General features: G+C 36.0%; 16 protein-coding genes and 4 pseudogenes. 12 read left to right on the forward strand and 8 right to left on the reverse strand.

Going from position 1 to position 22,741, the window contains the following annotated elements:
- Positions 1–606: pseudogene (locus BK574_RS28625) on the reverse strand (IS3 family transposase); the annotation flags it as partial.
- A gap of 234 nt (positions 607–840) precedes the next feature.
- Here BK574_RS28625 and BK574_RS28995 point away from each other — a divergent pair.
- On the forward strand, positions 841–966 hold the full coding sequence (locus tag BK574_RS28995; RefSeq protein ID WP_274379449.1) for a hypothetical protein: 126 nt from the start codon (positions 841–843) through the stop codon (positions 964–966).
- Here BK574_RS28995 and sda read toward each other — a convergent pair whose 3' ends face one another.
- The 3 genes from sda to BK574_RS24850 form a co-directional block, all read right to left on the reverse strand.
- Entirely contained in the window at positions 967–1,098 is a 132-nt protein-coding gene (sda, locus tag BK574_RS24840; protein ID WP_078430516.1) for a sporulation histidine kinase inhibitor Sda, read from the reverse strand. It abuts the gene before it with no gap.
- Between the two features lie 688 nt (positions 1,099–1,786).
- The gene (locus tag BK574_RS24845; protein ID WP_078427739.1) at positions 1,787–2,902 is read right to left on the reverse strand and encodes an IS4 family transposase; all 1,116 of its coding nucleotides are present in this window, start codon (positions 2,900–2,902) and stop codon (positions 1,787–1,789) included.
- 442 nt (positions 2,903–3,344) lie between these two features.
- Positions 3,345–4,316: a DMT family transporter gene (locus BK574_RS24850; protein ID WP_078430517.1), complete on the reverse strand. Its 972-nt coding sequence runs from the start codon at positions 4,314–4,316 to the stop codon at positions 3,345–3,347.
- A 621-nt stretch (positions 4,317–4,937) separates the two neighbouring features.
- Here BK574_RS24850 and BK574_RS24860 point away from each other — a divergent pair.
- Positions 4,938–9,572: an AAA domain-containing protein gene (locus BK574_RS24860; RefSeq protein WP_078430519.1), complete on the forward strand. Its 4,635-nt coding sequence runs from the start codon at positions 4,938–4,940 to the stop codon at positions 9,570–9,572.
- A gap of 266 nt (positions 9,573–9,838) precedes the next feature.
- On the opposite strand, the gene BK574_RS24865 is transcribed toward BK574_RS24860, so the two are convergent.
- A complete protein-coding gene (locus BK574_RS24865) occupies positions 9,839–10,771 on the reverse strand; it encodes an IS3 family transposase (RefSeq protein WP_238458136.1) in 933 nt (310 codons plus the stop codon).
- Positions 10,669–11,229: a helix-turn-helix domain-containing protein gene (locus BK574_RS24870; protein WP_078428007.1), complete on the reverse strand. Its 561-nt coding sequence runs from the start codon at positions 11,227–11,229 to the stop codon at positions 10,669–10,671. Before BK574_RS24870 ends, BK574_RS24865 begins: the two co-directional genes overlap by 103 nt.
- A 141-nt stretch (positions 11,230–11,370) precedes the next feature.
- On the opposite strand from BK574_RS24870, the gene BK574_RS24875 reads away from it, so the two are divergent.
- Positions 11,371–12,525 (forward strand): ATP-dependent nuclease, encoded by a 1,155-nt coding sequence (locus BK574_RS24875; protein WP_078430520.1) that lies wholly within the window; start codon positions 11,371–11,373, stop codon positions 12,523–12,525.
- 9 nt (positions 12,526–12,534) lie between these two features.
- On the opposite strand, the gene yppF is transcribed toward BK574_RS24875, so the two are convergent.
- On the reverse strand, positions 12,535–12,747 hold the full coding sequence (gene yppF, locus BK574_RS24880) for a YppF family protein (protein WP_158211762.1): 213 nt from the start codon (positions 12,745–12,747) through the stop codon (positions 12,535–12,537).
- Positions 12,748–13,255: 508 nt separating this feature from the next.
- Here yppF and BK574_RS24885 point away from each other — a divergent pair.
- The 7 genes from BK574_RS24885 (at position 13,256) to tnpB (ending at position 19,670) form a co-directional block, all read left to right on the forward strand.
- Positions 13,256–14,044 (forward strand): cysteine hydrolase family protein, encoded by a 789-nt coding sequence (locus tag BK574_RS24885; RefSeq protein WP_078430522.1) that lies wholly within the window; start codon positions 13,256–13,258, stop codon positions 14,042–14,044.
- Between the two features lie 23 nt (positions 14,045–14,067).
- Positions 14,068–15,264, forward strand: coding sequence for a substrate-binding protein (locus BK574_RS24890; RefSeq protein ID WP_078430523.1), 1,197 nt, complete (start codon positions 14,068–14,070; stop codon positions 15,262–15,264).
- Positions 15,265–15,344: 80 nt separating this feature from the next.
- Positions 15,345–16,166 (forward strand): branched-chain amino acid ABC transporter permease, encoded by an 822-nt coding sequence (locus BK574_RS24895; protein ID WP_078430524.1) that lies wholly within the window; start codon positions 15,345–15,347, stop codon positions 16,164–16,166.
- Positions 16,167–16,208: 42 nt separating this feature from the next.
- Entirely contained in the window at positions 16,209–17,948 is a 1,740-nt protein-coding gene (locus BK574_RS24900; RefSeq protein ID WP_078430525.1) for an ABC transporter permease subunit, read from the forward strand.
- A complete protein-coding gene (locus tag BK574_RS24905; protein ID WP_078430526.1) occupies positions 17,945–18,640 on the forward strand; it encodes an ABC transporter ATP-binding protein in 696 nt (231 codons plus the stop codon). Before BK574_RS24900 ends, BK574_RS24905 begins: the two co-directional genes overlap by 4 nt.
- Positions 18,641–19,191: 551 nt before the next feature.
- Positions 19,192–19,530, forward strand: a complete 339-nt coding sequence (gene tnpA, locus BK574_RS24915) for an IS66 family insertion sequence element accessory protein TnpA (RefSeq protein WP_238458087.1) — start codon at positions 19,192–19,194, stop codon at positions 19,528–19,530.
- Positions 19,527–19,670, forward strand: coding sequence for an IS66 family insertion sequence element accessory protein TnpB (gene tnpB, locus BK574_RS24920; RefSeq protein WP_078430528.1), 144 nt, complete (start codon positions 19,527–19,529; stop codon positions 19,668–19,670). The genes tnpA and tnpB overlap by 4 nt, the downstream gene beginning before the upstream one ends.
- A 39-nt stretch (positions 19,671–19,709) precedes the next feature.
- Here tnpB and BK574_RS27180 read toward each other — a convergent pair.
- Positions 19,710–19,856: pseudogene (locus BK574_RS27180) on the reverse strand (GyrI-like domain-containing protein); the annotation flags it as partial.
- A 742-nt stretch (positions 19,857–20,598) separates the two neighbouring features.
- Between BK574_RS27180 and BK574_RS24930 the strand changes: the two are divergent.
- A pseudogene (locus BK574_RS24930) lies at positions 20,599–21,078 on the forward strand (DUF1989 domain-containing protein); the annotation flags it as partial.
- A 144-nt stretch (positions 21,079–21,222) separates the two neighbouring features.
- Positions 21,223–22,555, forward strand: a pseudogene (locus BK574_RS24935) (acetyl-CoA carboxylase biotin carboxylase subunit); the annotation flags it as partial.
- Positions 22,556–22,741 lie beyond the last annotated feature (186 nt).

Raw genomic sequence — 22,741 nt, forward strand, 5'->3', positions numbered from 1 at the left:
TTGGCTGAGAGCTCATTGGTTTGTAGGAAGGTTGTGCATACTTCGATTGGATTCCGAGCTCTTTCATCAACCTTCCTATGCGACGTCTGGAAACCTTGTGACCCGCTTTTAAAAGCTCTCGTTTTATTTTACGAGTTCCATATACTTTACGGTTTTCATTAAAGATTTTTAGTATTTTTTCTTTTAATTCTTGTTCTTCTGTAGCCTTTTCCTTTTCTTTTTGAGCAGCTACTTCTGTTTCATAATAAAAGGTGCTTCGAGCTATTTGTAGGACTTTGCACATTGCTGATACCGAATAGAAGTGCCGATTTTTCTCAATGACTTCTATTTTCGCCCCATGATCAGCGCGGCTTGCTTTAAAATATCGACTTCCATTTCTAGCTGTTTATTTCTTTTTCTTAACTCAATCAATTCTTGTTCCTCTGGACTTCGATTGTCTTTCTCTTTGAAGGAACCAGACTGTTGAAACTGAGTAATCCACCTGTCTAAAGCAGACGGAGTTAATTCATATTCACGGACAATATCTTGACGACTTTTTCCACCTTCATATAAAGCAACCACTTGCTTCTTGAATTCTGTGGTAAACGTTCTTCTTTTTTTGGACATAGTAGATTCGCTCCTCACTCGTTATATGTTATTCTACTAGACCTTATTTTTATTGTCCAACTAAGTGTAGCCTATCCATTTATGTAAAAGTCTATAAAGTAGAACAGAAAAAGGGTAGTAGAGTTGATTTGTAGAATTATCAGTAAGATAAAAAGTCCACTCAAAAAGAGAGGACAAAAAAACAGTTGAAATTTTCTAACTTTTGCAATATATTTTTGTAAAGGAGTGAGAAATTTGCCGACTGAACAGAAAGTGAATGAATTAGTATCTTATTTTGAAAGTGAGTTACAAAGAGAATTATTAGAAAAAGAAATTGAATTCTTACAATGGCTTCAAGAAAAGATTGATAATAGTAAATAATTATTTAGTATATGTAATTTCTCTTTTTAATATTTCTTTCTTCAATAGTTCAATGAAATCTTTAGATAGTTTACAGTTAATTGCTTTGTTATAGGCTTCCAATAAATCATCATCGCTTAACATTCCTAACATAAAAAATCCTCCCTTGAATACGTATCCAAGAAATAATATTAAAGGCTAGAAGAATTTAAATCAATAATTTTTTGAATGTTTGTTCAATTGAAATCGTTTTGTAATATTAGTAGCTTCTCACATCGCCCTAGTTCAGCCATAATAATAACCTCTTTCGTACGGAACGTTCGTTCTTAAATTAATATATATATGAGAAATGATAAAAATGCAAATTATTTTTAGTTGTAAAGTGGGTACCAATTAAAGGGAAGGACTATCATCTAAAAAGAACGGAGGTCGGCGGTTCGATCCCGTCACGGGTCACCATACATATGATTGTTGAACCCATGCGTAGCAAGGGGTTTTGTTGTTTTATACAAACTTCTAGTTTTTCTAAAATGAGATACAAAAGACGATTTGCAATCATTTTGCAAACCTTTAGTAGAGTAAAGTGAAAATTAATAAAAGAGGAATTCATTATATTTAGTAGTAACGATAATGTGATAAAAATTAAAAACTGAACTCACTAATAATTTTAATAAAATATAACACTAGTGTTGCATAAAACTGCATTCTATAAGTTAGAATATTCTGTATTTTGCACTTCGTGGCAAATGAGCTAAAAAGACAACACCAAGCGAAAGGTGGTACTGTCCATTTGGTAAAATTATACATTTAGTTCTTAAGTGACGGTCAGCTAGTAAAGTTCTTACGGAATCCCTTTGGGACTAATATAACTGAACCATACATGGACTGGCCGCCATAAAGTTCTCTTCAACCATCGAGTGATCTGTAAAAGTGTTTGCTTACTTTTGATTTCTAGTTGGATAAGTACACTAAGGCAGTACGTAATCAGTCCTAAAAACAGTTGATTGTGAACTGCTTCTTCACTATAACCAAAAAAAGTTTTAATTTTTACGTGCTGTTTTAACCATTTGAAAAAGAGCTCAATTGCCCACCTTGAACGGTATAGATCTCCAATTTCTTCAGCTGTTAAATCGAAGCGATTGGTAATCAAGCGTAGTAATTGTCCTTTTGAATCAACGGTTTCAATAATACGAAACACATTTTCACATCGCTTTTGTGTTGTGCCGATATAGGCCATTTTGTCTGATGTTACTGGGCTACCTTCTGGAATGTTAAACGTTTCAATCTCTCGAATAACTGCGTTTTTCTTTAGTCTGGATAGGAAAAAGATACCATCATCTGTATAACGATCAAATCGTTCATAATCAACATACCCGCGGTCAAACACGTACATGGCGTCTTTATCATCAACGAGTATTTCAAGTTGGTTTCGGTCGTGTTCCGAAGCATCTGTGATAATGGCTTTTTCTGGGTATGCCAATTCCTGATCCACGTAAACTAACCTAAGGTGAAGTTTTACGCCAGCTTTAGTCTTTCGAAATTTGGCCCACTGACAACGAGTAAGATTGAGTGGCATCGTACTAGAGTCAATGATTTTAATCGGTCGGATGGCTTTTCGTTTTTCTGTCTTGAGGTGAATCAGACGTACAAGTTCAAGAAAGATAGTTGATAAAAACTCAGGGTCTATCGCTCTATTCTTACGAGAAAGCTGAGAGACACTGATTGATTTAAATCCAAGTTCTTTCTGTAACTTCTCATCAGCCAGTGCTGTATTAAGATCATGGAGACTTTCCATTTGATTTAAGTGAGCATAAAGAAAAAGCTTAGTAAAAGAGAGTGTTTTTAGCTTCTTTGTGTACTTATCAAGTTGATACTTTTCAACTTGTTCATCAAAAAGTTTTATATTTATGGGCGCAACCCATTTACCAAATGAAGATAATCGTGTATTCTTGTCCATAGCTGATATCCTTTACTTTTGGATTTGGACAGGAACCACCTGTACTTCCATTGTAAAGGATTTTTTTGTATCCAAATCAATCAATAATTGAAGATTTATAGTATTTTAAATATTTCGTTCCTTTTAATGCAACACTAGTGAAAATATAATTAACATAAAAAAAAACGCATGGATATGTATTATAATCCACGCGGTTAAATTTAGATTGTTTTCTTTAAGTAATGCTACACTTACTTGAAGTACATTCTTTCAGAAAGGCTTCCCGTTGATAAAAAATATATACTTACAAATAAAACGGATCCTACGAGTTGCTATAATTTCAGCTCCTCTTGTAAGGAATTAATTCCCATATATCGAAACACAATTCCTAAGAGATTAAGAGCCTGGTTTTATGATAAGTTTGCGTGAATTTCATAAATTCACATACTCTCGATCCAAGAGCTTAGCTTACTAATCGCTCATGTTCAGGTTTTCTATACATACTGATTTTCCATATACCAAATGTTACACCTAGAAGAATAAAGAAGATACTTACCCATTCCAAAATAGAAGGAAAAGTGGCATGATAAACATATGAATAAAGTAACCCAAACATTGTCTCAAAAACAATCATCATACCAGCCATGGAAACGGTTAATCGAATAGAAGCTTGATTCCATGCCCATGTTGCCACCCACGAACTAATAATCCCCAAAACAATAATCCCAATCAAATAATGCATAAAGTAATCCTGAACTAAAAGTGTACTCAGTATTTGTTGATTTGTTAGCCTACTAATAAGCAGAAAGATTATAACTAATGTTAGCGTTTGGACACCAACGATTGTGGAAAAAAGACCTGGAGAAACCTCAGATTCTTTTTTGAGAAAATTAGCATTTGATATTCCATACCATGTCCACAAGGCAAGAGCAACGAAACAACATAGGAAGCCAAACAAAAGACTACTTTTTGATACAGTTATACTACTAACCTCTCCTTGCCCACTGCTATACAATAGAAAGATACCCATTAATATTGAACATGCAGAAATTAATAAAATTTTAAAAGGAAATTCTTTATTTAGTAGATTCCCAACAAAACTGATAACTATAGGTAGAGTTCCAATTATTAACGTGGTAACGGTTGCTCCTGCATACTTGATTCCTAATACTAAAAAAAAGAAGAATCCGATATTTCCAGTAAAAGCATAAAGCAGTGCTCTAGACCATACTCTTGATGGAATATGTAATGGATTTTTTTTGTACATCATGAATATAAGAAGAGAAGATAAGCCATACATAAAGTAGCGCCCCAAAGTAATTTCCAATGCTGAAAAAGTGGAAAGTATATTCGGAATAAGAAATGCTAATCCCCAAGCTGCCCCTGCAACAATTCCAAATATTACACCCAGAAAGGATAAACGGTTATCATTCATTTTTGTTTACCCTCCCCAAAAAATGAATGATGTGATTGATTTTGGGGGGAGAAAGTAAATCCCTCCACACCGTCTTCGATAACACCCATAGCAAATTCACAGTGAACATGATTTGAGAAGGCATGGTGAATATAGGTACCATGCAAACAATCCATCGATTTTAAGTGTTTACTTTTCCAAAAAGTAACTTTTTCTGTTTGCTTGTTAAGAATCAAAATAAAATGCCTCCATTCCTCTGCAAAACTTCATTTCGTAAATTACCTGTTTTTTTCTGTAATTAATTGAATTAATGATTAATATTAAAACTATATCAAATAAATTGTATAGTTGTTCTAAATATGAAAGATTGTACATTATTATTTTCTTCAAAGTTGAGAACTCATTTGAGTACCCATTACATCAAGATAGTTTCTTAACTCTCCTTGTGTAGCTTTTTCAATTGGTGGTTTTGTTAGGGTATATAATTCCCTTTTCTATATTTTGTAATAAATTAAAAAACAATCTATAAACAAACTCATATATTCATCTTATTTTCAACATACCCTTAAAAAGCATAAAGTTCCCAACAAAAGGATAAAGTTGTAAAATAGAGGGATAGATGTAACTGTGAGGTGCTTGAATGTGACACAAAATGGAACGGAACAGAAAGCAAGAAACTTCTTTGAATACCTGCTTGCGTTGAATAGTTTAGTAGGGAAAGTAACAAGAGACTATAAAGAGTTTGAAAAAAATTGGCCAACAGAAGAATTTAAAAGTTTACCTGGTTGTTATTTATTTGATCAATGCCAGGATGAGGATGCATTTCTCGAAATTCATCGTCCTGAAATTACGCGAGATGATGAAACTCCTCCCGAGCCCGATCCGATATTAAGTGGCTGGATCGACTTTAATTATCGAAATGAACGAAGCAGTGTAACGCGTATAGATGAGAGAACGGTTCTTGACGAAAATGAGAATGAGATGACGATAGATTTTTCAGAGGATCCTAAAAGGGTGACAACTTTTCAAAGTTGGGAAAATGAATGGAATAATTGGGCCGAGCGATTACGTGAAAAGAAAAAAGTGAATGATCTTTATGTTCAGTACTTTGATCTCATTCAACAACTAGAAAAAGAAGGAGAAACGTTGGAATTTATCTTCGCTAGGGGGCTCTTTTGTTGGAAGCATCCGGATGAAAAGGTGGGAACGATCCGTTACCCATTACTGACAACAAAATTGGAGTTAGAACTGGATGCAGAAAAAGGAATTATTTCTATAAAACAAGTACAAGTGTCTACGAATGTTGAACGCGAAATGTTCTCTGGTGTCCGGATCAATAACATAGAAAAAATTAATGAGTTAAATAAAAGTATTCAAACAACCTCGATCATAGATAATCTTGATACTTTTTTTACCCAGTACATACATTTGTTTGACCCGAACGGAAAATTTATTGAGGACCACTCTAAAATAGAAGTAACTCAACATCCAGCGATTTATGATGAAAGCTTCTTTTCATTAAGAAGAAAAAGTGTTCGAGTTTTACGGGATGATTTAGAAAAAATAATTAAAGGAATTGTAGACGGTGATCTTGAGGTGACTCCTGCGCTAGAAGCAATCGTGGGTGAACAATCAGAAGCAGTTGAGGGGGAACCTTCTGAAGTACATAATGGAAGGCTAGACTTCTCAACAAATGATCTGTATTTCCCGTTGGAGTCTAATGAGCAGCAAAAAGAAATAGTTAATCGAATCGAGCACAATTATGGGGTATCGGTTCAGGGACCGCCGGGAACGGGGAAAACCCATACTATAGCTAATTTAGTGTCTCATTTCCTTGCTCAAGGTAAAAAGATCTTAATTACGAGCCAGAAAGAAAGTCCATTAAAAGTCCTAAAAGCGAAAATTCCAAAGGATATTAGGGATTTATGTGTACCTGTCCTAGGTGGGGGGCGCGAATCTCTTCAGGAAATTGAGCAATCGATTCGTTCTTTAAGTGAAAAGTTAGGAGAACTAGATGCTCAAAAGCTTACAAATGAAATTGCGAGAAATAAAGAGCTGCTTGACCAAAGTAAGCGAAATGAAGCTCGTTTAAAAAATGATTTACGGACCTATGCCGAGAATGAAGGAACACCTCTAGATTATAAAGGTGAGAAACTTTTCAAATATGATGTAGCAAAGCGCTTGGCTGACTCAACGATTAGTTATGCGTGGTTACATGATGAGGTAGAAATGAATTTGAGTTTCCCGATCTCATCTCCTGAGTTTAGAGAATTATGGGATATAAAAGGGAAGCTGCAAAAAGAGGACTTAGCCTTATTTAAAGAAAATTTACCAAAAGTGGAAAAGGATATTCGCAGTGCTATTTCTTTCACAGATTTAATTAATAAAGGGAAAGAGCTTGAGAATTCGGTTGAACAAACAAAACATATTCAACAGAAATACAATATTCCTCTAGAAGAAGAAATCATTAAAAGTTTACTAACACACGTTCAAGGAATTTACCAAAATGCTGGTATTCTCTCAAGTAGCGAGTACAAATTAATTTTAGATGATTGCATGGCCGGTGGTAAACGAGAGGAACGCTGGAGAACGTTGCTTTCTGAGTTAAAGACGAAAAATGAAGAGCTGTTTGAGCTCTATCATTCACTCGTTACTCATAAAATTAATCTTCCTAATAAAGGGCGACAGGAACTGGTAGAAGATATTTCAATTGCTAAGGAGCGGTTAAAATCAGGGAAGAAACCAAGTGGACTCTTTTTTATGTTCAAAGGAAAACAAACCAAATATTTATTTGAATCGAGTATCCTTAATGGAGAGTCGATCCGAACGGTTGAGGACATCGAAATACTTGAACTGTCTTTAAGTTACCAACAAAAACGAGATGAGGCAGCGAGAGTTTTTAATGGAAATATGACTGATGTTGGACTGGAGACGATTGAACTCGAAGATGAGAGGTTCCCGCACGCTTTAGATCAGAAGCTTCAACAGTTAGATATCCTATTAAAAGTAGTAGATGCTATACAAGCCTTTAAGAAAGAAATCAATCCTTACACAATGTCTCAACTCGATGTATTTTCAGCTGAAATGTATAAGCAGTTAGCGGGTGAATTAGAAGTCGTTTTACAATATGTAGAATATGAGAAATGGCTAAAGGAGTTTAATGAAGAAGGAGCACAACTTACAAAGGAAGCAAATCAAGAAGGTGCTCATCCGATATGGAAGGACTTTATTACTGCGTTTCAGGCCAAGGATGATGTCTTATGGAAAGAACGATTAGAAAAACTTGGCCATTTAGAAACACTGCAAATAGATGTAAAACGGTTCTATGAGGTTTTACATGTCCTAGCAAGTTCATTACCTTTAACAGGAAAATCGATTGAAATGTCAGTAGGGCAAACCATTCCTTTTCCTGAACAGTACGAAGAAGCTTTTGAATTGAAGAAACTTCATACTTGGTTGGATGAAACTAAAGACATGAATGTCGGCCTAATTAAAAATCAAATCGAAGAAGAACATAAAGAACAGAAAAGACTGATTCAAGACATAGTGAGTCAATCGACTTGGAAAAATCAAATCGAACGAATAACAGAAAGTGAGAAACGTTCACTCTCCGCTTGGAAAACATATATTAAACGATTTGGAAAAGGAACAGGGAAATACGCCCATCAACATCTAAAAGATGCACGGAATGAGATGAAAACAGCCCAATCGGCTATTCCTGTTTGGATCATGCCTGTAAACCAAGTGTTAGAAAACTTCCCTGTCACCAATGACAAATTTGATATCATCATCTTTGATGAAAGCAGTCAATGTGATCTGTTTTCAATTAACGTTTTGATGCGCGGTAAAAAAGTAATCGTTGTAGGGGATGATGAACAAATCAGTCCTACTGATATCGGGACAAAGCTAGATGATGTCCATGAATTGGTGAGAAGGTATCTTAATGGCATCCCGAACGGAAATCTATTTGACGGCAATATTTCACTTTATGAAATTGCTGAACAAATTTTCCCTAAAGAAGGAAAGCTCATGTTAAGAGAACATTTCCGGTGTGTTCCTGAGATCATTCAATTTTCAAATGACCTAAGCTATGGTGGTGAAATGATCCCGCTTCGCCTTCCGTTAGAAGAAGAAAAGATTGATCCACCAGTTATGGCCATTAAAGTGAATGATGGTTACAATGATGAAAAAGATAAGGATATTAACGTTCCAGAAATAGACGCTATAGTTGCAGATATGAAAGAGATAGTTAAAGATCCTAAGTATAAAGGGCAAACATTTGGGGTTATTGCCCTTCAAGGCCAAAAGCAAGCGAAACTGCTGGAGTCTAGAATACGAGAAGCACTTGGTGAAAAAGAGTATGTCGAACGTAAAATTATTTGTGGTAACTCATATACTCTTCAAGGAGATGAACGCGACATTATCTTTTTATCGATGATCGTTGCTCCTGGACGACGTTTCATGGCACTGACAAAAACAAGTGATAAACAACGATTTAATGTCGCAGCTAGCCGTGCAAAAAATCAAATAAGATTGTATCACTCAATAGATTTGGAAGATTTAAATCCTGATGATTTGAGATACAGACTATTAAGTTACTGTAAAACCCCAAATCGTACGAATGAACAATTTGAAGACCTTGAGGATAAGTGCGATTCGCCATTTGAAAAAGACGTATTGCGAATGATCTTAGCCCGAGGCTACAAAGTAACTCCACAAGTAGTGGTTGGAAGATATCGGATAGATTTTGTCATCGAGGGAATCCGTGATCGTCTTGCTGTAGAGTGTGACGGTGAGAGATGGCATGGACCTGAAAAGTTTGAAGAAGATATGCAACGACAAGAATCTCTTGAACGTTCAGGATGGAAGTTTTGGCGAGTCAGAGGTAGAGAATTTTATTTTAACCGTGAAAAAGCGATGGAGAGTCTGTGGGTGAAGCTAGATGAAATGGGGATCACATCTAATTTGGCACCAGTACCTAATTCTACTGAAACACCATCCAATCAAGTTGAATATGTCATACCGAAGCTTAAAGTAGAAAAAACAAAAGAGGAACTGTCGTGGATCAACAATTATCTAATGGAAAAGGGTCTGGACATTATTGATATGCGTGAGAAAGGCGGAAAACTTTGGGTCAAAGGTGGTCTTGAGCTGACCGACTTATTTAATGATTTAAAGAATGAAGGACTAGACTTTAAGTATACGGAAGCTGGTAGTAAAACAATGAGCCATAAACCTTCATGGTATCTAGCATCGAAAAGTCAAACTTTGTTTTAGGTAAAAAAACGATTCCATCTATTTAATGTGGAATCGTTTTTCTTTTAGCGTTTCTATAGAAAAGATATTATAAAAATAATAGAGCCAAAGAACTTACTTAAGCTCTCATCCTTCCCAAACAAATTCTCCCACGAATGTTCCCTTAATGTTTGAAAGACTCAACCTTCAGAAATGGATGGATGAAGGTTGAGGGCTCTTTTTTAGTACTGTCTACTAGACAAGAGTATGTACTTAATGGTGGTTACCCCCAAATGTTAGAGTTTTTATTATGCAGCTGATTGGTTGGAGTGAGTTCGGTATTCAACTGGACTCATCCCAGCCAATTTTTCTTTTGATCGTTCATGGTTATACCAGTAGATATATTCTTCAATTCGTCTTTTTAATTCTTCATAGCTTACCAATTCTTCCCCATAATACATTTCTTGCTTTAAAATCCCAAAGAAGTTCTCCATCGAAGCGTTGTCTGCGCAGGTTGCTTTACGTGACATGCTTTGAAAAATTTTGTTTTCTTTTAACACCTTTACCCATTTGTTGTGCTGATAATGCCAGCCTTGATCGGAATGGATGGTGGTTCGATAGGTTGCATGACTTTTTATTACTTCTATAGTTTCTTTTAAAGGTTCCATGACAAGATCTAACGTTGGACGTTTCTTGATTCCATACGCAGTAATTTCTCCATTATAAAGGTCAAGAATTGGATTTAAATATAACTTATCATCGCCAAGACACTTGAATTCTGTAATGTCGGTTACTAACTTTTGAAGAGGAATAGGTGTACTAAAACGGCGTGATAATCGATTCTTCGCTACGTTTCCAACGTTCCCCTTATAGGAATTGTATTTACGCGATTTCCGCATAAATTTCACACATTTTAATCCCAATTCTCGCATGATGCGATACACTTTTTTATGGTTGATGGAATGACCTAATTTCTTTAATTCATTAGTGATTCGTTTATAACCATAACGTTCATTAAACTTTTTAAATAGATCTGTAATGATTTCTTTTAAGTTTGCGTCCGAATCTTCTTTGCCAGAATTTTTCACTTGGTAATGGTAAGTTGCTTCTGGGATGCCCACGACAAGGAGAACATCTTTTAATCGGAACCCTTCTTCTTTGAGTTCGAATGCGACCTTTGCTTGTGCTTTTCGTGGAAGGCACTCGGATTTTCCCGAAAAGCTCTCAACTTTTTTAAGTATGCTACTTCTAGCCTTAGTAATTCATTCTCTCGTTCTAATTCTTCTTCACGCGTCAGTTTTTTATTTTCGTTTTTCTTTTTGTTTGGTTTTTTAGACATAGAAGGTCGCCCCTTTGACTTTAGGTTCAGGCCTTCTATTCCTTGTTCATTAAATGTTTTCATCCAGCGGTGAATTAATGAAGGATTGTTCAATCTAAATTGATCAGCAGTTTCCTGATAAGAAGCACCTGTCTCTAGCATAAATTGTATCGTATCTAATTTAAATTGAATAGAATAAGCTTCCTTCACCTTTTTTCGCTTTAATCCCTCAATTCCTTGGGTCTTAAAGGCTCTTACCCAATCTTGTAATGGTGTTTGAGAGGGCATATTGTATTTTTTCGCCAATAATTTATATCCAAGATCTCCATGTAAATACTCAGTAACAAGCTTTATTTTAAATTCCTCACTATATTTAGCCATAAAAACACCCCCAAAAGTTAGTTTTCTACTCTAACTTTTGGGGGTCGGTACCAATCCCGACTCTTTTTATAACTCGACAACCTTAGTAAAAGTAGAATATATATGGTAGAATTTAACTTATCAATATAAGGGGGGAATTTAATGAGTTTAACAAAGTTTAGTATAACGAATTATAAGGTCTTTAAAGAGACTTTTTCTATTGATTTTTCCAAAGACTCAGTTGCTATTTTAACTGGGAGAAATAATACTGGTAAATCAACTGTACTAGAAGCTATTAATTGTTTTTTCAAAAAAGAGGGTAAACCCCAAACTATTCGTATCGATTGTTTTTCTGAAAGTGGGAAGGAAATTATACTAAGTGCTGTATTTGAGTCTGGTGAAGAAACAGTAACTGTTGTTAAGAAATACATAGAAGAGTCTGCACCGAAATTTTATGATGAAAATGATGTTGAAATCAAAGCAAACCACGACTTAAAAGATAAATTAGATGAAATCCTCAACAATAAACCTTTTTACATAACTCCATCTATGTTACCTGATGATATTAATGACTTAATTCAAAATATATATTCAGAGATTATCAAAAGTGATTTGCAGAAGATTGAGAACTTGGCAAATATCTCAGAAGAAGAAAATGAGTTAAAAGAATTAGCAGAGGAGTATGCACAAATAAAAAAAGCATATCCTGAATTTTTAAGGAAGCTTAAATTAAGTACGGACAAACAACTTGAACAAGTAAGTAGTGATGTTTCTAAAGATTTACAAAGTTTATTTTCAAACGAACATTTATCTTTAAATGTAGTTGGTGGAGAAAGTGAAGGTTTTTCATCTAGTGACATATTAAAGACTACAAATTCAAATGTTAACATTGATAGTCAGAACCAATCTGAAATGCCATTAGCAAATCAAGGAACTGGTTTGCAAAGAATGAGTTTAATATATCTTATTCAAAACATGATAGAAAAGAAGCTTATGGGTGAAAGTGATAATAAGTTATTATTGATAGACGAACCAGAAGCTTTCTTACATCCAGAAGCAGTTAGGGCACTTAGTCGTTCTCTATATAAAATTGGGGAAAAAATGCCACTCATGATTTCTACTCACTCACCAATACTTATAGACTTATCTGAAAAACAGCAGGCAACCGTGCCAAGGCTCTCGGAAATTGGGTATTTCTCGCGAATCTCTATATCGCAAGTTAGAAAGATAAGGACTACAATAACAAACATAAGCAAAAACACGAGCCGTCTTTGGCTTGTGTTTTTGCTTATGTTTTGTTCGCAACGGGATCTATGACTATGACATTTAATAAACAGCTTCCATGTTTGTACTTTCTAAAAAGTAATCAGGCTTGACGGCGCTTCGATTGGAGACCTCTTTCAATAAAGTTCGGTATTGCGGTGATGATAGTTTACCTTTAAAGTAGTTTAGCTGAATGTAATCCAACAAATCATTAACATGTGAAGGTTGTTCCTTTTTATACAATATGTAGCAATTTACCAATTGATCCATAGACATAAACAAGTTTCCCCTTTCTGTGATAACGCTTACACGCATTATAGCACGAAGAACGCATATTTTTTATTTTTAGAAAATTAAACTCTTTAGAAAGAAGGCATTACATTTAGGAAATCAAATTAGGAATAAAGAACCATCCGCAATGCACATCTAGCTACTTTAAGTTATTCTTATAACTATAGTTTTCTATATACAGGAAAATAGCACCGTAATTTACGTAAGTAATTGATTAAATTTCAATATATTTAGTTAACTATAAAAAAAATAACTAACTGAAATTTCCGAAAAAATAGTTGACTTCTTTTTATACGTAGAATATTATTTAATAAAGCTACTTAATGTATACACAATACCGAATACATTAATATTGAAACTGGAAGAAAAGTGGTCGTATTTAAAAGTAAAACAGTTTAACAGATTCACTGAGGTACAATTATCATCTTTGCAGAAGGTATACTACTTGATCATCTGCAAATAAAAATAATAATTTTTAAGGGAGTGTTACTTAATGAAGAGTAAAGAAGTAATGGATTTTTTGAAAATTTATAACCGTACCGAGGATGAATTGTTAACACCTCAAGAACTTGAGACAAAAGGAGTATTTTCTGGTGAGGAAGAGTTTATCGAATTTGCCGAAAGAGACTATAATACTGACAAACATTGGGCTTTTGAAATTAAAAAAGAAGAATGTGCATTGATTGTTATTGATCTTCAAGAGGATTTTGTTAATCCATCACACCCTATGTGTGTACCTGAGGCATATCGGATGATTCCACGTGTTAGTAAAGTGGTAAATGCTTGTAGAGATTTGGGGGTTCCAGTTATTTTTACAGCTCATAATATTGCTGAAGATTGTTCTGCTGATTTTTATAAATTTTGGAATCCGATTAAAGATGGCGCAATCAAGGAGGGCTCTCCGGGAGCTGATATTTATTCTGGAATCTATCCACTTCCGACTGAAAGAGTTATTCGCACGAAACATGCATACTGTTCATTTGCAGGAACTGATTTAGATTATGTATTAAGAAACTTAGGTGTTAAGACGCTCATAATTGCTGGAACGTTAACGAATTTCTGCTGTGAATCAACAGCTAGAACTGGTTATTTCTTAAATTATCATATTGTATTTGGAGAAGATATAAATGCTACTGACAGTGCTATTGCACATGATGCAACTTTAAGAACAATGAGAAGAGGGTTTGGGAGAGTATTAAATGCAGAAGACATCATTGAAACATTAAAAGAAGGGGACAAAAAATATAAGGATGCCGTGGAAAAAGAAGCAGCTGCAAAATAAAAAATAAAAAGGGGGTAATAACTGTGTATAAACATAAATTGAAAATTGTGGCTCTCGTTGTGAGTACACTGCTTCTACTTATGCTTGCTGCTTGCGGTTCAGATACTGCTGGAACAGATAGTTCTAGTAATGGAAATGCAGGATCCGATGATTCTATTAAAATAGGAATGGTTTCATTTTTAAGTGGGGCCGGAGCACCTTGGGCAAATAGTTTAGGAAATGCTGGTGAATTAGCTGTTCAAGAAATAAATGAGAACGGCGGTGTAATGGGCAAACCTGTTCAACTTATTATTAATGATTCTAATTCTGACCCCGCTACTGGAAATGTACAAGCTAATTCTTTAATTGAGCGAGATGAAATTGTTGCATTATTTACTGCCGACACGAGTGCTACAAGGAATGCACTATATCCAATCATTAATCAAGCTCAAATTCCATTCTTCTATACGCTAGTATATGAAGGGGAAGAATACTTAAAGTATATGTACGTTAATGGCGCTGTTCCAAAACAAATTATTGAACCTGTTATTCCGTATTTAGTAGAAAATGAAGGAGCAAACAGCTGGTACATAATCGGAAATGACTATGTATTCCCACAAAATACGGCAGAAGCAGCAAAAAGAGAAATTGAAAAACTTGGAGGAACAATTGTAGGAGAAGATTTTGCTCCAATGGGAACTTCTGACTTCTCTTCTATACTAGCAAAAATAGACGCAGCAAAACCAGATTTTATCTTGCAAATTCTTGTCGGTTCGGATGCTGTTTCATTTCTGAATCAGTTTGATGCGCAAGGTCTTCATCAACAAACGAAAATTCTAGGTGTCGCAATCGACGAAAATTCTGTACAAGCTATGGGCTCCAGTGCTAATGGAATCTTTTCTACTGGAGAATACTTCCAAAGTATTGACACACCTGAAAATGTAGCATTCACAAATAACTATAAAGAAGTATTCGGGGAAAATGCTGATCTTCAAAGCTTTATGTCTATAGGAATTTATGAAGCTATTCATATGTGGGCATTAGCTGCAAATAAAGCACAAAGTCTTGACTGGGAGAAAATTGACGAAGTCATTGGTGACATTGTTTTTGAAGGTCCGCGTGGAGCAGTACAATATGAGACTGAAACGAATCACGCAAGTCTTCCGATCTACTTAACTCAAGTAGTAAACGGAGAATTGAAAATAGTGGAAAGTTTTGGAATTGTAGAACCGGTAGAATAATAGTAATTGCCCCCACCCCTATGAAAGAGTGGGGGCATATTTTATTAACTATAACCCATATTAAAAAGGGGAAGTGACAAATGTCTATTCTCGTGCTATTAAATTTCATCAATGACATTGCCTTGTTATTTATCATTGCTTTAGGACTAGCTATTGTTTTTGGTTTAATGGGAGTCGTTAATCTTGCTCACGGAGAGTTTATCATGCTCGGGGCATATACGATGTTTTTTATTACTAGCTTTCAATTATCCCCATGGTTTGGATTGTTATTAGCGCCAATAGTTGTTGGTATTTTTGGCTTAATAACAGAAAAATTATTGGTACGTAAGTTATATGGGAAAATAATGCAATCAATATTAGCTACTTTTGGGTTAAGTATCGTTTTGAGTCAAATTGTAGAATTTATTTTCGGAAAGGGTTATAAGCCTGTTCCGCCTGTTATGACTCATACTGTATTAATACTGGGTACAAATTATCCATCATATCGACTTTTTATTATTTTTATTGCTATTGTTTTATTTTTGCTATTGTTTTTTATCCAACGTAGAACGAATTTGGGTGTGACAATTCGTGCAGTAATTGAAAATCCTCAGTTAGCTTCAACACTAGGAATTGATATTAATCGTGTATATCAAGGAACTTTCGTTGTAGGCAGTGCACTAGCCGGTTTAGCAGGGGCATTGTTGGCACCGCTAGTAGTTGTACATGCAAATATGGGGATTGATTATATTATAAGAGCTTTTATGGCAGTACTAGTGGGTGGTAGTTCATTAATAGGATTAGCTGGAAGTTCGAGTTTACTAGGAGGAAGCTCAAGTCTAATGTCCTATTGGACTGATGCGGTATGGGCTAGCATATTAATGATTGCTATTGCTATTTTCTTTATGAAAAGAAAGCAATAACAAACTAAAGGTTCTATATCCGCATTTTCAGGAGGAAATCTAATGAATAATCAATCTATATTAAAAAAAATATCAAATAAACATTTAACGCTCATTATTGTTTTGCTTGGAATTTCACCCTTTATTCTACCAAGATATATGGTTGGAATTCTTACGTTGGCGCTAATATATGCAATTTTAGCCCTTAGTTTAGATTTAGCTTGGGGATACGCTGGGATATTAAGTTTAGGACATGCTACTTTTTTTGGTGTTGGTGCCTATTCCTATAGTTATTTAACGTTGGAAAATACGGGGTCCGCACTTTCTGTATTTATCGGTGTTGTTTGTGGAATAATCTTAGCTTCGATGTTGGCTGGGCTAGTGGGACTAATTGTGTTTTATAAAGAATCTAGTGATTTATTTGTAGGTGTTATCACGTTAGCTATGACTGTTTTGGCTTCGCAGATTGTGTTAAGAATTCCATCGATTACTGGTGGAGCGAACGGATTATCAGGTTTTAGTACTTTTCCATTTTCCGGTCTTACCCAATATTTTGTCATATTAGCCTGTTTAATAATTGTATGCTTGTTTTTATACAAGATTACAACGAGTGACTTTGGCAAACTTATCGTCGCAATTAGGGACAATGAAGAAAGGTCCAATTTTCTAGGATACAATAGTGTTTTTGTGAAATCTGTAGTTTATGCAATTTCTGGAGGTATTGCTGGATTTGCTGGGGTTTTATATGCTCCCGTAAGTGGATTTATTTCCCCTCAATTAATAGGTTTTGCACTATCTACATCTGTTCTAGTTTGGGTAGCAATTGGAGGAAGGGGTTATTTAGTGGGGGCAATTATTGGAGCGCTAATTATAAATATCTTAACCCCTCTGTTTAACTATAGTTATCCAAATCTATGGCAAATTTTTATCGGGCTTATCTTTATTATTGTCGTTGTATTTGCGCCTAATGGATTATATGCTTATTTAATTAGGAAAAAAGGAGATAAATCTCTATATGTAATAGAGACTAATAAACCAGCTGATTCGAATGCTAGAGAATTAGGTCCAATAAAGATTGCTAACTTGGAAGTTAGCTACGGTAGTCTTTCTATATTAAAGGGAGTTGATTTAGAAATTCGTCCTGGCGAGCTTCAGTGTATAATAGGCCCTAATGGAGCAGGAAAATCAACATTAATTAATTCTATAACAGGGAAGGTTCGTTCCTCAAAAGGTTCAATCACTTATCAGGGACATGAACTGACAGGGAAAAAGGCACAAAGTATTGCAAAATTAAAGATTGGTAGGAAATTCCAGTCCACTAATGTTTATGATACTATGTCAGTGGGAGAAAATTTACAACTTGCTATAAAAAAAGGTAGCTTCCCGACGATATGGAAGTCAAATTTACATTTAGAGATTCCTTCATCTGTTGAAGCAATGTTGAAATTTAGCGGATTAGATAAGAAGATAACAGAAATAGCATCTAATCTGTCTCATGGTGAACAGCAATGGTTAGAAATTTGTATGGTTATGGCACTTGAGCCTAATATTCTTTTGCTCGATGAACCGACTGCCGGTTTGACAAAAGAGGAAAGAAATGAAGTTGGGAAATTACTGAAGAAAATGGTGGCAGAGTTAGGTATAGGAATCCTAATTATAGAGCATGATATTGATTTTGTAAAAGAAATTGCTGACCGGATTACTGTATTATATAATGGAAAAATTGCTGCAGATGGAACTGTTGAAGAAATTACAAACAGCAAATTGGTGAAAGACATATATCTTGGGGTGAAAGCTGAATGAATTCTTTAAATATATCTAATCTATCTAGTGGATATAAAAAAACACAAATCATAAGGGATCTACAACTAACGGTTCCTGCAGGGGCCGTTACATGTTTGCTAGGTAGAAATGGGGTAGGCAAAACGACATTGATGAAATCAATAATGGGAATCTTACCTGTATTTTCAGGAACTGTTTCTCTAGACAATGAGCAATTAAGTGGATTGAAGCCTTTTCAAATTGCTCAAAAAGGAATTGCTTATGCACCACAAGATGCAGCAATTTTTCCCCAATTAACTGTTGAACAAAATCTTAGTCTCGTAATAAAAAAAGAGCAATTTAAAGAAAGGCCAGAGATTTTTGATTTTTTCCCGCGATTGGCAGAACGTATGAATCAAAAAGCAGGTACGTTAAGCGGTGGTGAACAAAAGATGCTTTTAGTAGCTAGAGCATTATTATCACAACCAAAATTAATATTATTGGATGAGGTGTCTGAAGGCGTTCAACCATCAATGATTGATAAAATCGGCCATGCATTGAAATGGGTAAATGAAACTTACAACACGACGATACTGCTTGTAGAGCAAAATATCAATTTTTCAATTGGTATTTCTGATTACTTTTCAGTTATGGACAACGGTTCGATTATTGATAGTGGAGAAATTACTGACGATTTCTCGGTGGAAACAATCACAAAACAATTGACTATTTAGTAGATTGATATTCATATCAATGTTTTACTGAAGAGGATGGGACAAAAGGTTGTTTTTTAACCTTTTGTCCCATCCTTTAAGCAATGAGCGTAACCTCCCACCATCTTTTTAAAGCCCGTTGTGAGTGTGTTTCTCACAACGGGCTTGTGGCGCGTGAAGCCACCTGCAAATTTTTTAACTAGTTTTTTCTCAACCTCTATATCTGCACTGTTACTTAATGCTGCTGAGGGTCTTGAGGCGGCGGGACGGTACTCCTGCATCTTAAAAGAAATCACAACAGCTTTACATGGAAGTAAATTTATATGCGCATTTCATAATTAAGAATATTAAGGTTGCTGATGAAGGGGTTTAGGCTAGATAGGGCAGTTGAGGATTGTGATAGAGAGTATGTAACAGCCGTTACAAGCACGGATTAAGGAACATTTTTGATTGTATGTGTGCTCACGTTTATAGTAAAGAAATTAAGGTGAAGAACGGATGCCGACAGTAGCCTCCGTTTAACGATAAAAGTAAGCGTCAAATAATGCACACATTCCAATAGGTTTGAGGGCATGCGAAAGGGTGTCGTAATCAATCGTAAAGAAAAATATGACCTATGGAAAAGACGAATGGAAGACTTCGAAACTAGCGGCGAGACTATACCCGAATGGGTAGCCAAACAAGAAGACATTACGGAGTATCAATTCCATTATTGGCGTAAGAAGTTAAAGACAGAAACAAAGTCTTACTCAAACACCCTGGAAAACAGTGGTTGGACATCTTTAGATGTTCCTGCCTTTACAACCAGGGCAGCTATTGAAATGAGAGGAGAGGATGTTTCAATTTTTGTTCCCGAAGATGTAAGCGAAGAACACCTTTACCGTGTACTCCGTGTGTTGAGAAATGGATGATCAATCAACGCTCCATTGATAAAGTGTACCTTGCAAAAGGAAGTACAGACTTACGAAAATCCATTGATGGCCTTGCGGCTATCGTACAAGAAAGCTTTCAGTTAGATCTCCTTTTCCCCATGTCTGTTTGTTTTCTGTAATAGACAACGAGCCTTCAAGGTTAGATGTGAAAGTGAAGCTCATCCCAGACGTTCGCATTTTACTGATGGTGAAGCCAAATCTCTACTTTTAATCGACAAGATTTCAGGGCCTTCCGCTACTTGATAATTTGAAGATGGGAACCACTCAGAATAAATTCTCCCCCAAGTTTCCTGGAGGGTGTTAGGCAGTTTTGAAGAAATAAAATTATATTTGAATTGTATATCTGAGCTGCTATGGTAGCTCATTTTTCTATTCTTACATACGGGATTTTTCAATAAATACACTTTAAACTAAAGCTTTTTAATTGAAAAAAATCTATCATCTCTATACGATCTTTTACTACGCAGGCCAACGATGCTTGTCATAGAATATCCGAGAAAGGGAGTTGCTTATAAAGTGATCGTCTTTCGTGTTTGACTGATACTGAACCGTATTTATGAGCTTTTTTGGTTGTACTAGGGTTAATATTTATTTAAGATTGTAAAGGCATGTCATTAAAGTATTAAGCAGTTTAATACAAGAACCTAGAACAAATAGGAACGTGATTAATTGTTTGAAAAGGAAGGCGGTGAGTATATGTCACTGTGACAACTCGAATATTGCCGAACTATATTTAAGGTTGAATTCCAAGGATTTTGGGTCTGTGCCCCACTAGAGTAAAGTAATTACCGCAGTGGGGGAGACAGGTCGTGCTTTCGTTCAAGATGGTCACAGTGCCAACACAGGCGTTCACTACTTCTAATTTCCTCTATCTATATCTGGAGGAAGTGTTGATGTGTTCTATACAAAACCTTTTTCAATCTTATCTTTTTATTGTCAATATCCTTATAATTATACTTAATCATGTAAGAAAGATAATGAAAAGAAAGATAAGAATGATGATATAGCAGCGGAAAGATTTCCTTATTTCTTGAACATAGAAGAGTTAATCCAGATGACCACTATAGTGCTGTTGCGACGATTGCTGGGCAACAAAATATTTATCTATCAACAGGGTCGGTCCTTAGAGCAGAATCTGGTAAACCATTAATGACAATTGTCGCTGACACTTGTGGTCGCCATGATACATTAGGCGGGGCGTGTTCAGCCCAAAGTAATACTGTTCGTTATGCACATGACACGCTACCAATGCACAATTGCCGTGATACATTCATGCTGCAAATGGCAAGATTCGATGGCAATTATACGAAGCGTGATTTGGCACCGAACATTAACTTCTTTATGAATGTCCCAGTTACACCAGAGGGCGGCCTCACATTCGCTGACGGAGTATCAGGTCCAAATCGTTACGTCGAAATGAAAGCAGAATGCCACACGACAGCGTTGATTAGTAATTGTCCCCAATTAAACAACCCTTGTAATGCTTACAATCCAACACCCATCCGAGTATTAATCTGGGAAAAGTAATTACTTTTCCCGAGAAGGTTCAAAAAGGGAGGGAGTGCTTTTTGAACCTTCTCCCCAATAAACAAAAAGAGTGGAGGTTTTCATATGTTTAAGAAAGTTTTAATTGCAAACCGCGGTGCAATTGCTGTTCGAATAGAGTGAACATTGAAAAAAATTAGGGATCCAATCAGTTGCTGTTTATACGGAAGCAGACCAAGACAGCCTACATGTCGATTTTGCTGATGAAGCAGTGTTAATCGGTGTGGGTCCAGCAAAAGACAGTTATTTAAATGCTGAGCTTATTTTGGAAACAGCCGTTAAAACGGGAGCTGAAGCGATTCACCCAGGTTACGGATTTTTAAGTGAGAATGCTGATTTCGCTCGTTCCTGTCAAGAAAAGGGCATTGCCTTTATCGGACCAACTGGCGAGCAAATGGAGATGTTCGGGTTGAAGCACTCGGCCCGTGAAATTGCCACTAAAGCTGGTGTTCCCTTGTTACCAGGAACGAATTTATTGACAGAATTAGATGAAGCGTTACTAGAAGCCCAAAAAATTGGCTACCCCGTTATTTTAAAAAGTACAGCAGGCGGTGGCGGAATAGGTATGCGTGTTTGTGAAGACGAGGATGCATTAAGACATGCATATGAAGGGGTTCGCCACCTTGCCAAAACAAACTTTAATAATGGCGGCCTCTTTTTAGAAAAATATATTGCAAGAGCGCGCCATGTGGAAGTACAAATCTTTGGAACAGCTTTAGGGGAAGTCGTTACATTGGGAGAGCGCGATTGCTCGATCCAGCGCCGAAACCAAAAGGTGATTGAGGAAATTCCAGCTCCCAATCTATCAGACGCTGTTCGTGAAAAAATGTTTGCAGCGTCAAAGAGCTTAGCTGAAGAGGTTGGCTACCGAAGTGCGGGCACGGTCGAATTTTTATATGACCCAGAAACAGAGGAATTTTACTTCCTTGAAGTGAATACGAGACTTCAAGTTGAGCATGGCGTCACAGAAGAAATATTAGGCGTGGACCTAGTGGAATAGATGGTCAAAGAAGCGGCAAATGAACTGAAAGATTTACCATCACTTGTTCAAAAGCCAGTAGGCCACAGCATTCAAGCGCGTATTTATGCAGAAGATTGCCTACAAAACTTCCGGCCGAGTGCTGGTCAATTGGACCAAGTTCTTTTATCGAAAAAAGCCCGTGTTGAAACATGGCTACGCGACGGTGTAACAGTGACTTCGCTTTATGATCCGATGCTGGCGAAAATTATCGTTCACGGTGATAACCGTGAAGATGCGATAAACAAGCTTCACCAAGCATTAGAAGAAACACGATTTTACGGGGTCACGACGAACCTGCAATACTTACAAGCGTTATTACTAGACGAAGAGTGTAAAGCAGGTTGTGTCTATACACAAATGCTAAATGGCTTTGAGCCGGCAGAAAATGCAATTGAAGTTTTAGACGGTGGTGTTCAAACGACAGTACAAGATTTCCCTAAGTAGTATGTCACTGTGACTACCCGAATAATGTCGATAAAAATTCTATGAGAACATGCTGCGGGTTAATATCAATATTGTGCAGAGGTACTTGATCATCATGGACCATCACTTCATAGATCTTATGTTCATGAAACCACCATCATGTAGGTACAATGGGACTGAGAGGACGTTATATCCCATTAA

Source organism: Alkalihalobacterium alkalinitrilicum (assembly GCF_002019605.1).
GTDB lineage: Bacteria > Bacillota > Bacilli > Bacillales > Bacillaceae_F > Alkalihalobacterium > Alkalihalobacterium alkalinitrilicum.

Excerpts from the sequence above, each read along its gene's own strand:
- BK574_RS24845 (WP_078427739.1), bottom strand. The coding sequence starts at position 2,902 with ATGGACAAGAATACACGATTATCTTCATTTGGTAAATGGGTTGCGCCC.
- tnpA (WP_238458087.1), top strand. The coding sequence starts at position 19,192 with ATGCGAAAGGGTGTCGTAATCAATCGTAAAGAAAAATATGACCTATGG.
- sda (WP_078430516.1), bottom strand. The coding sequence starts at position 1,098 with ATGTTAGGAATGTTAAGCGATGATGATTTATTGGAAGCCTATAACAAA.
- tnpB (WP_078430528.1), top strand. The coding sequence starts at position 19,527 with ATGATCAATCAACGCTCCATTGATAAAGTGTACCTTGCAAAAGGAAGT.
- BK574_RS24905 (WP_078430526.1), top strand. The coding sequence starts at position 17,945 with ATGAATTCTTTAAATATATCTAATCTATCTAGTGGATATAAAAAAACA.
- BK574_RS24875 (WP_078430520.1), top strand. The coding sequence starts at position 11,371 with ATGAGTTTAACAAAGTTTAGTATAACGAATTATAAGGTCTTTAAAGAG.
- BK574_RS24900 (WP_078430525.1), top strand. The coding sequence starts at position 16,209 with ATGAATAATCAATCTATATTAAAAAAAATATCAAATAAACATTTAACG.
- yppF (WP_158211762.1), bottom strand. The coding sequence starts at position 12,747 with ATGTCTATGGATCAATTGGTAAATTGCTACATATTGTATAAAAAGGAA.
- BK574_RS24895 (WP_078430524.1), top strand. The coding sequence starts at position 15,345 with ATGTCTATTCTCGTGCTATTAAATTTCATCAATGACATTGCCTTGTTA.
- BK574_RS24885 (WP_078430522.1), top strand. The coding sequence starts at position 13,256 with ATGAAGAGTAAAGAAGTAATGGATTTTTTGAAAATTTATAACCGTACC.
- BK574_RS24870 (WP_078428007.1), bottom strand. The coding sequence starts at position 11,229 with ATGGCTAAATATAGTGAGGAATTTAAAATAAAGCTTGTTACTGAGTAT.
- BK574_RS24850 (WP_078430517.1), bottom strand. The coding sequence starts at position 4,316 with ATGAATGATAACCGTTTATCCTTTCTGGGTGTAATATTTGGAATTGTT.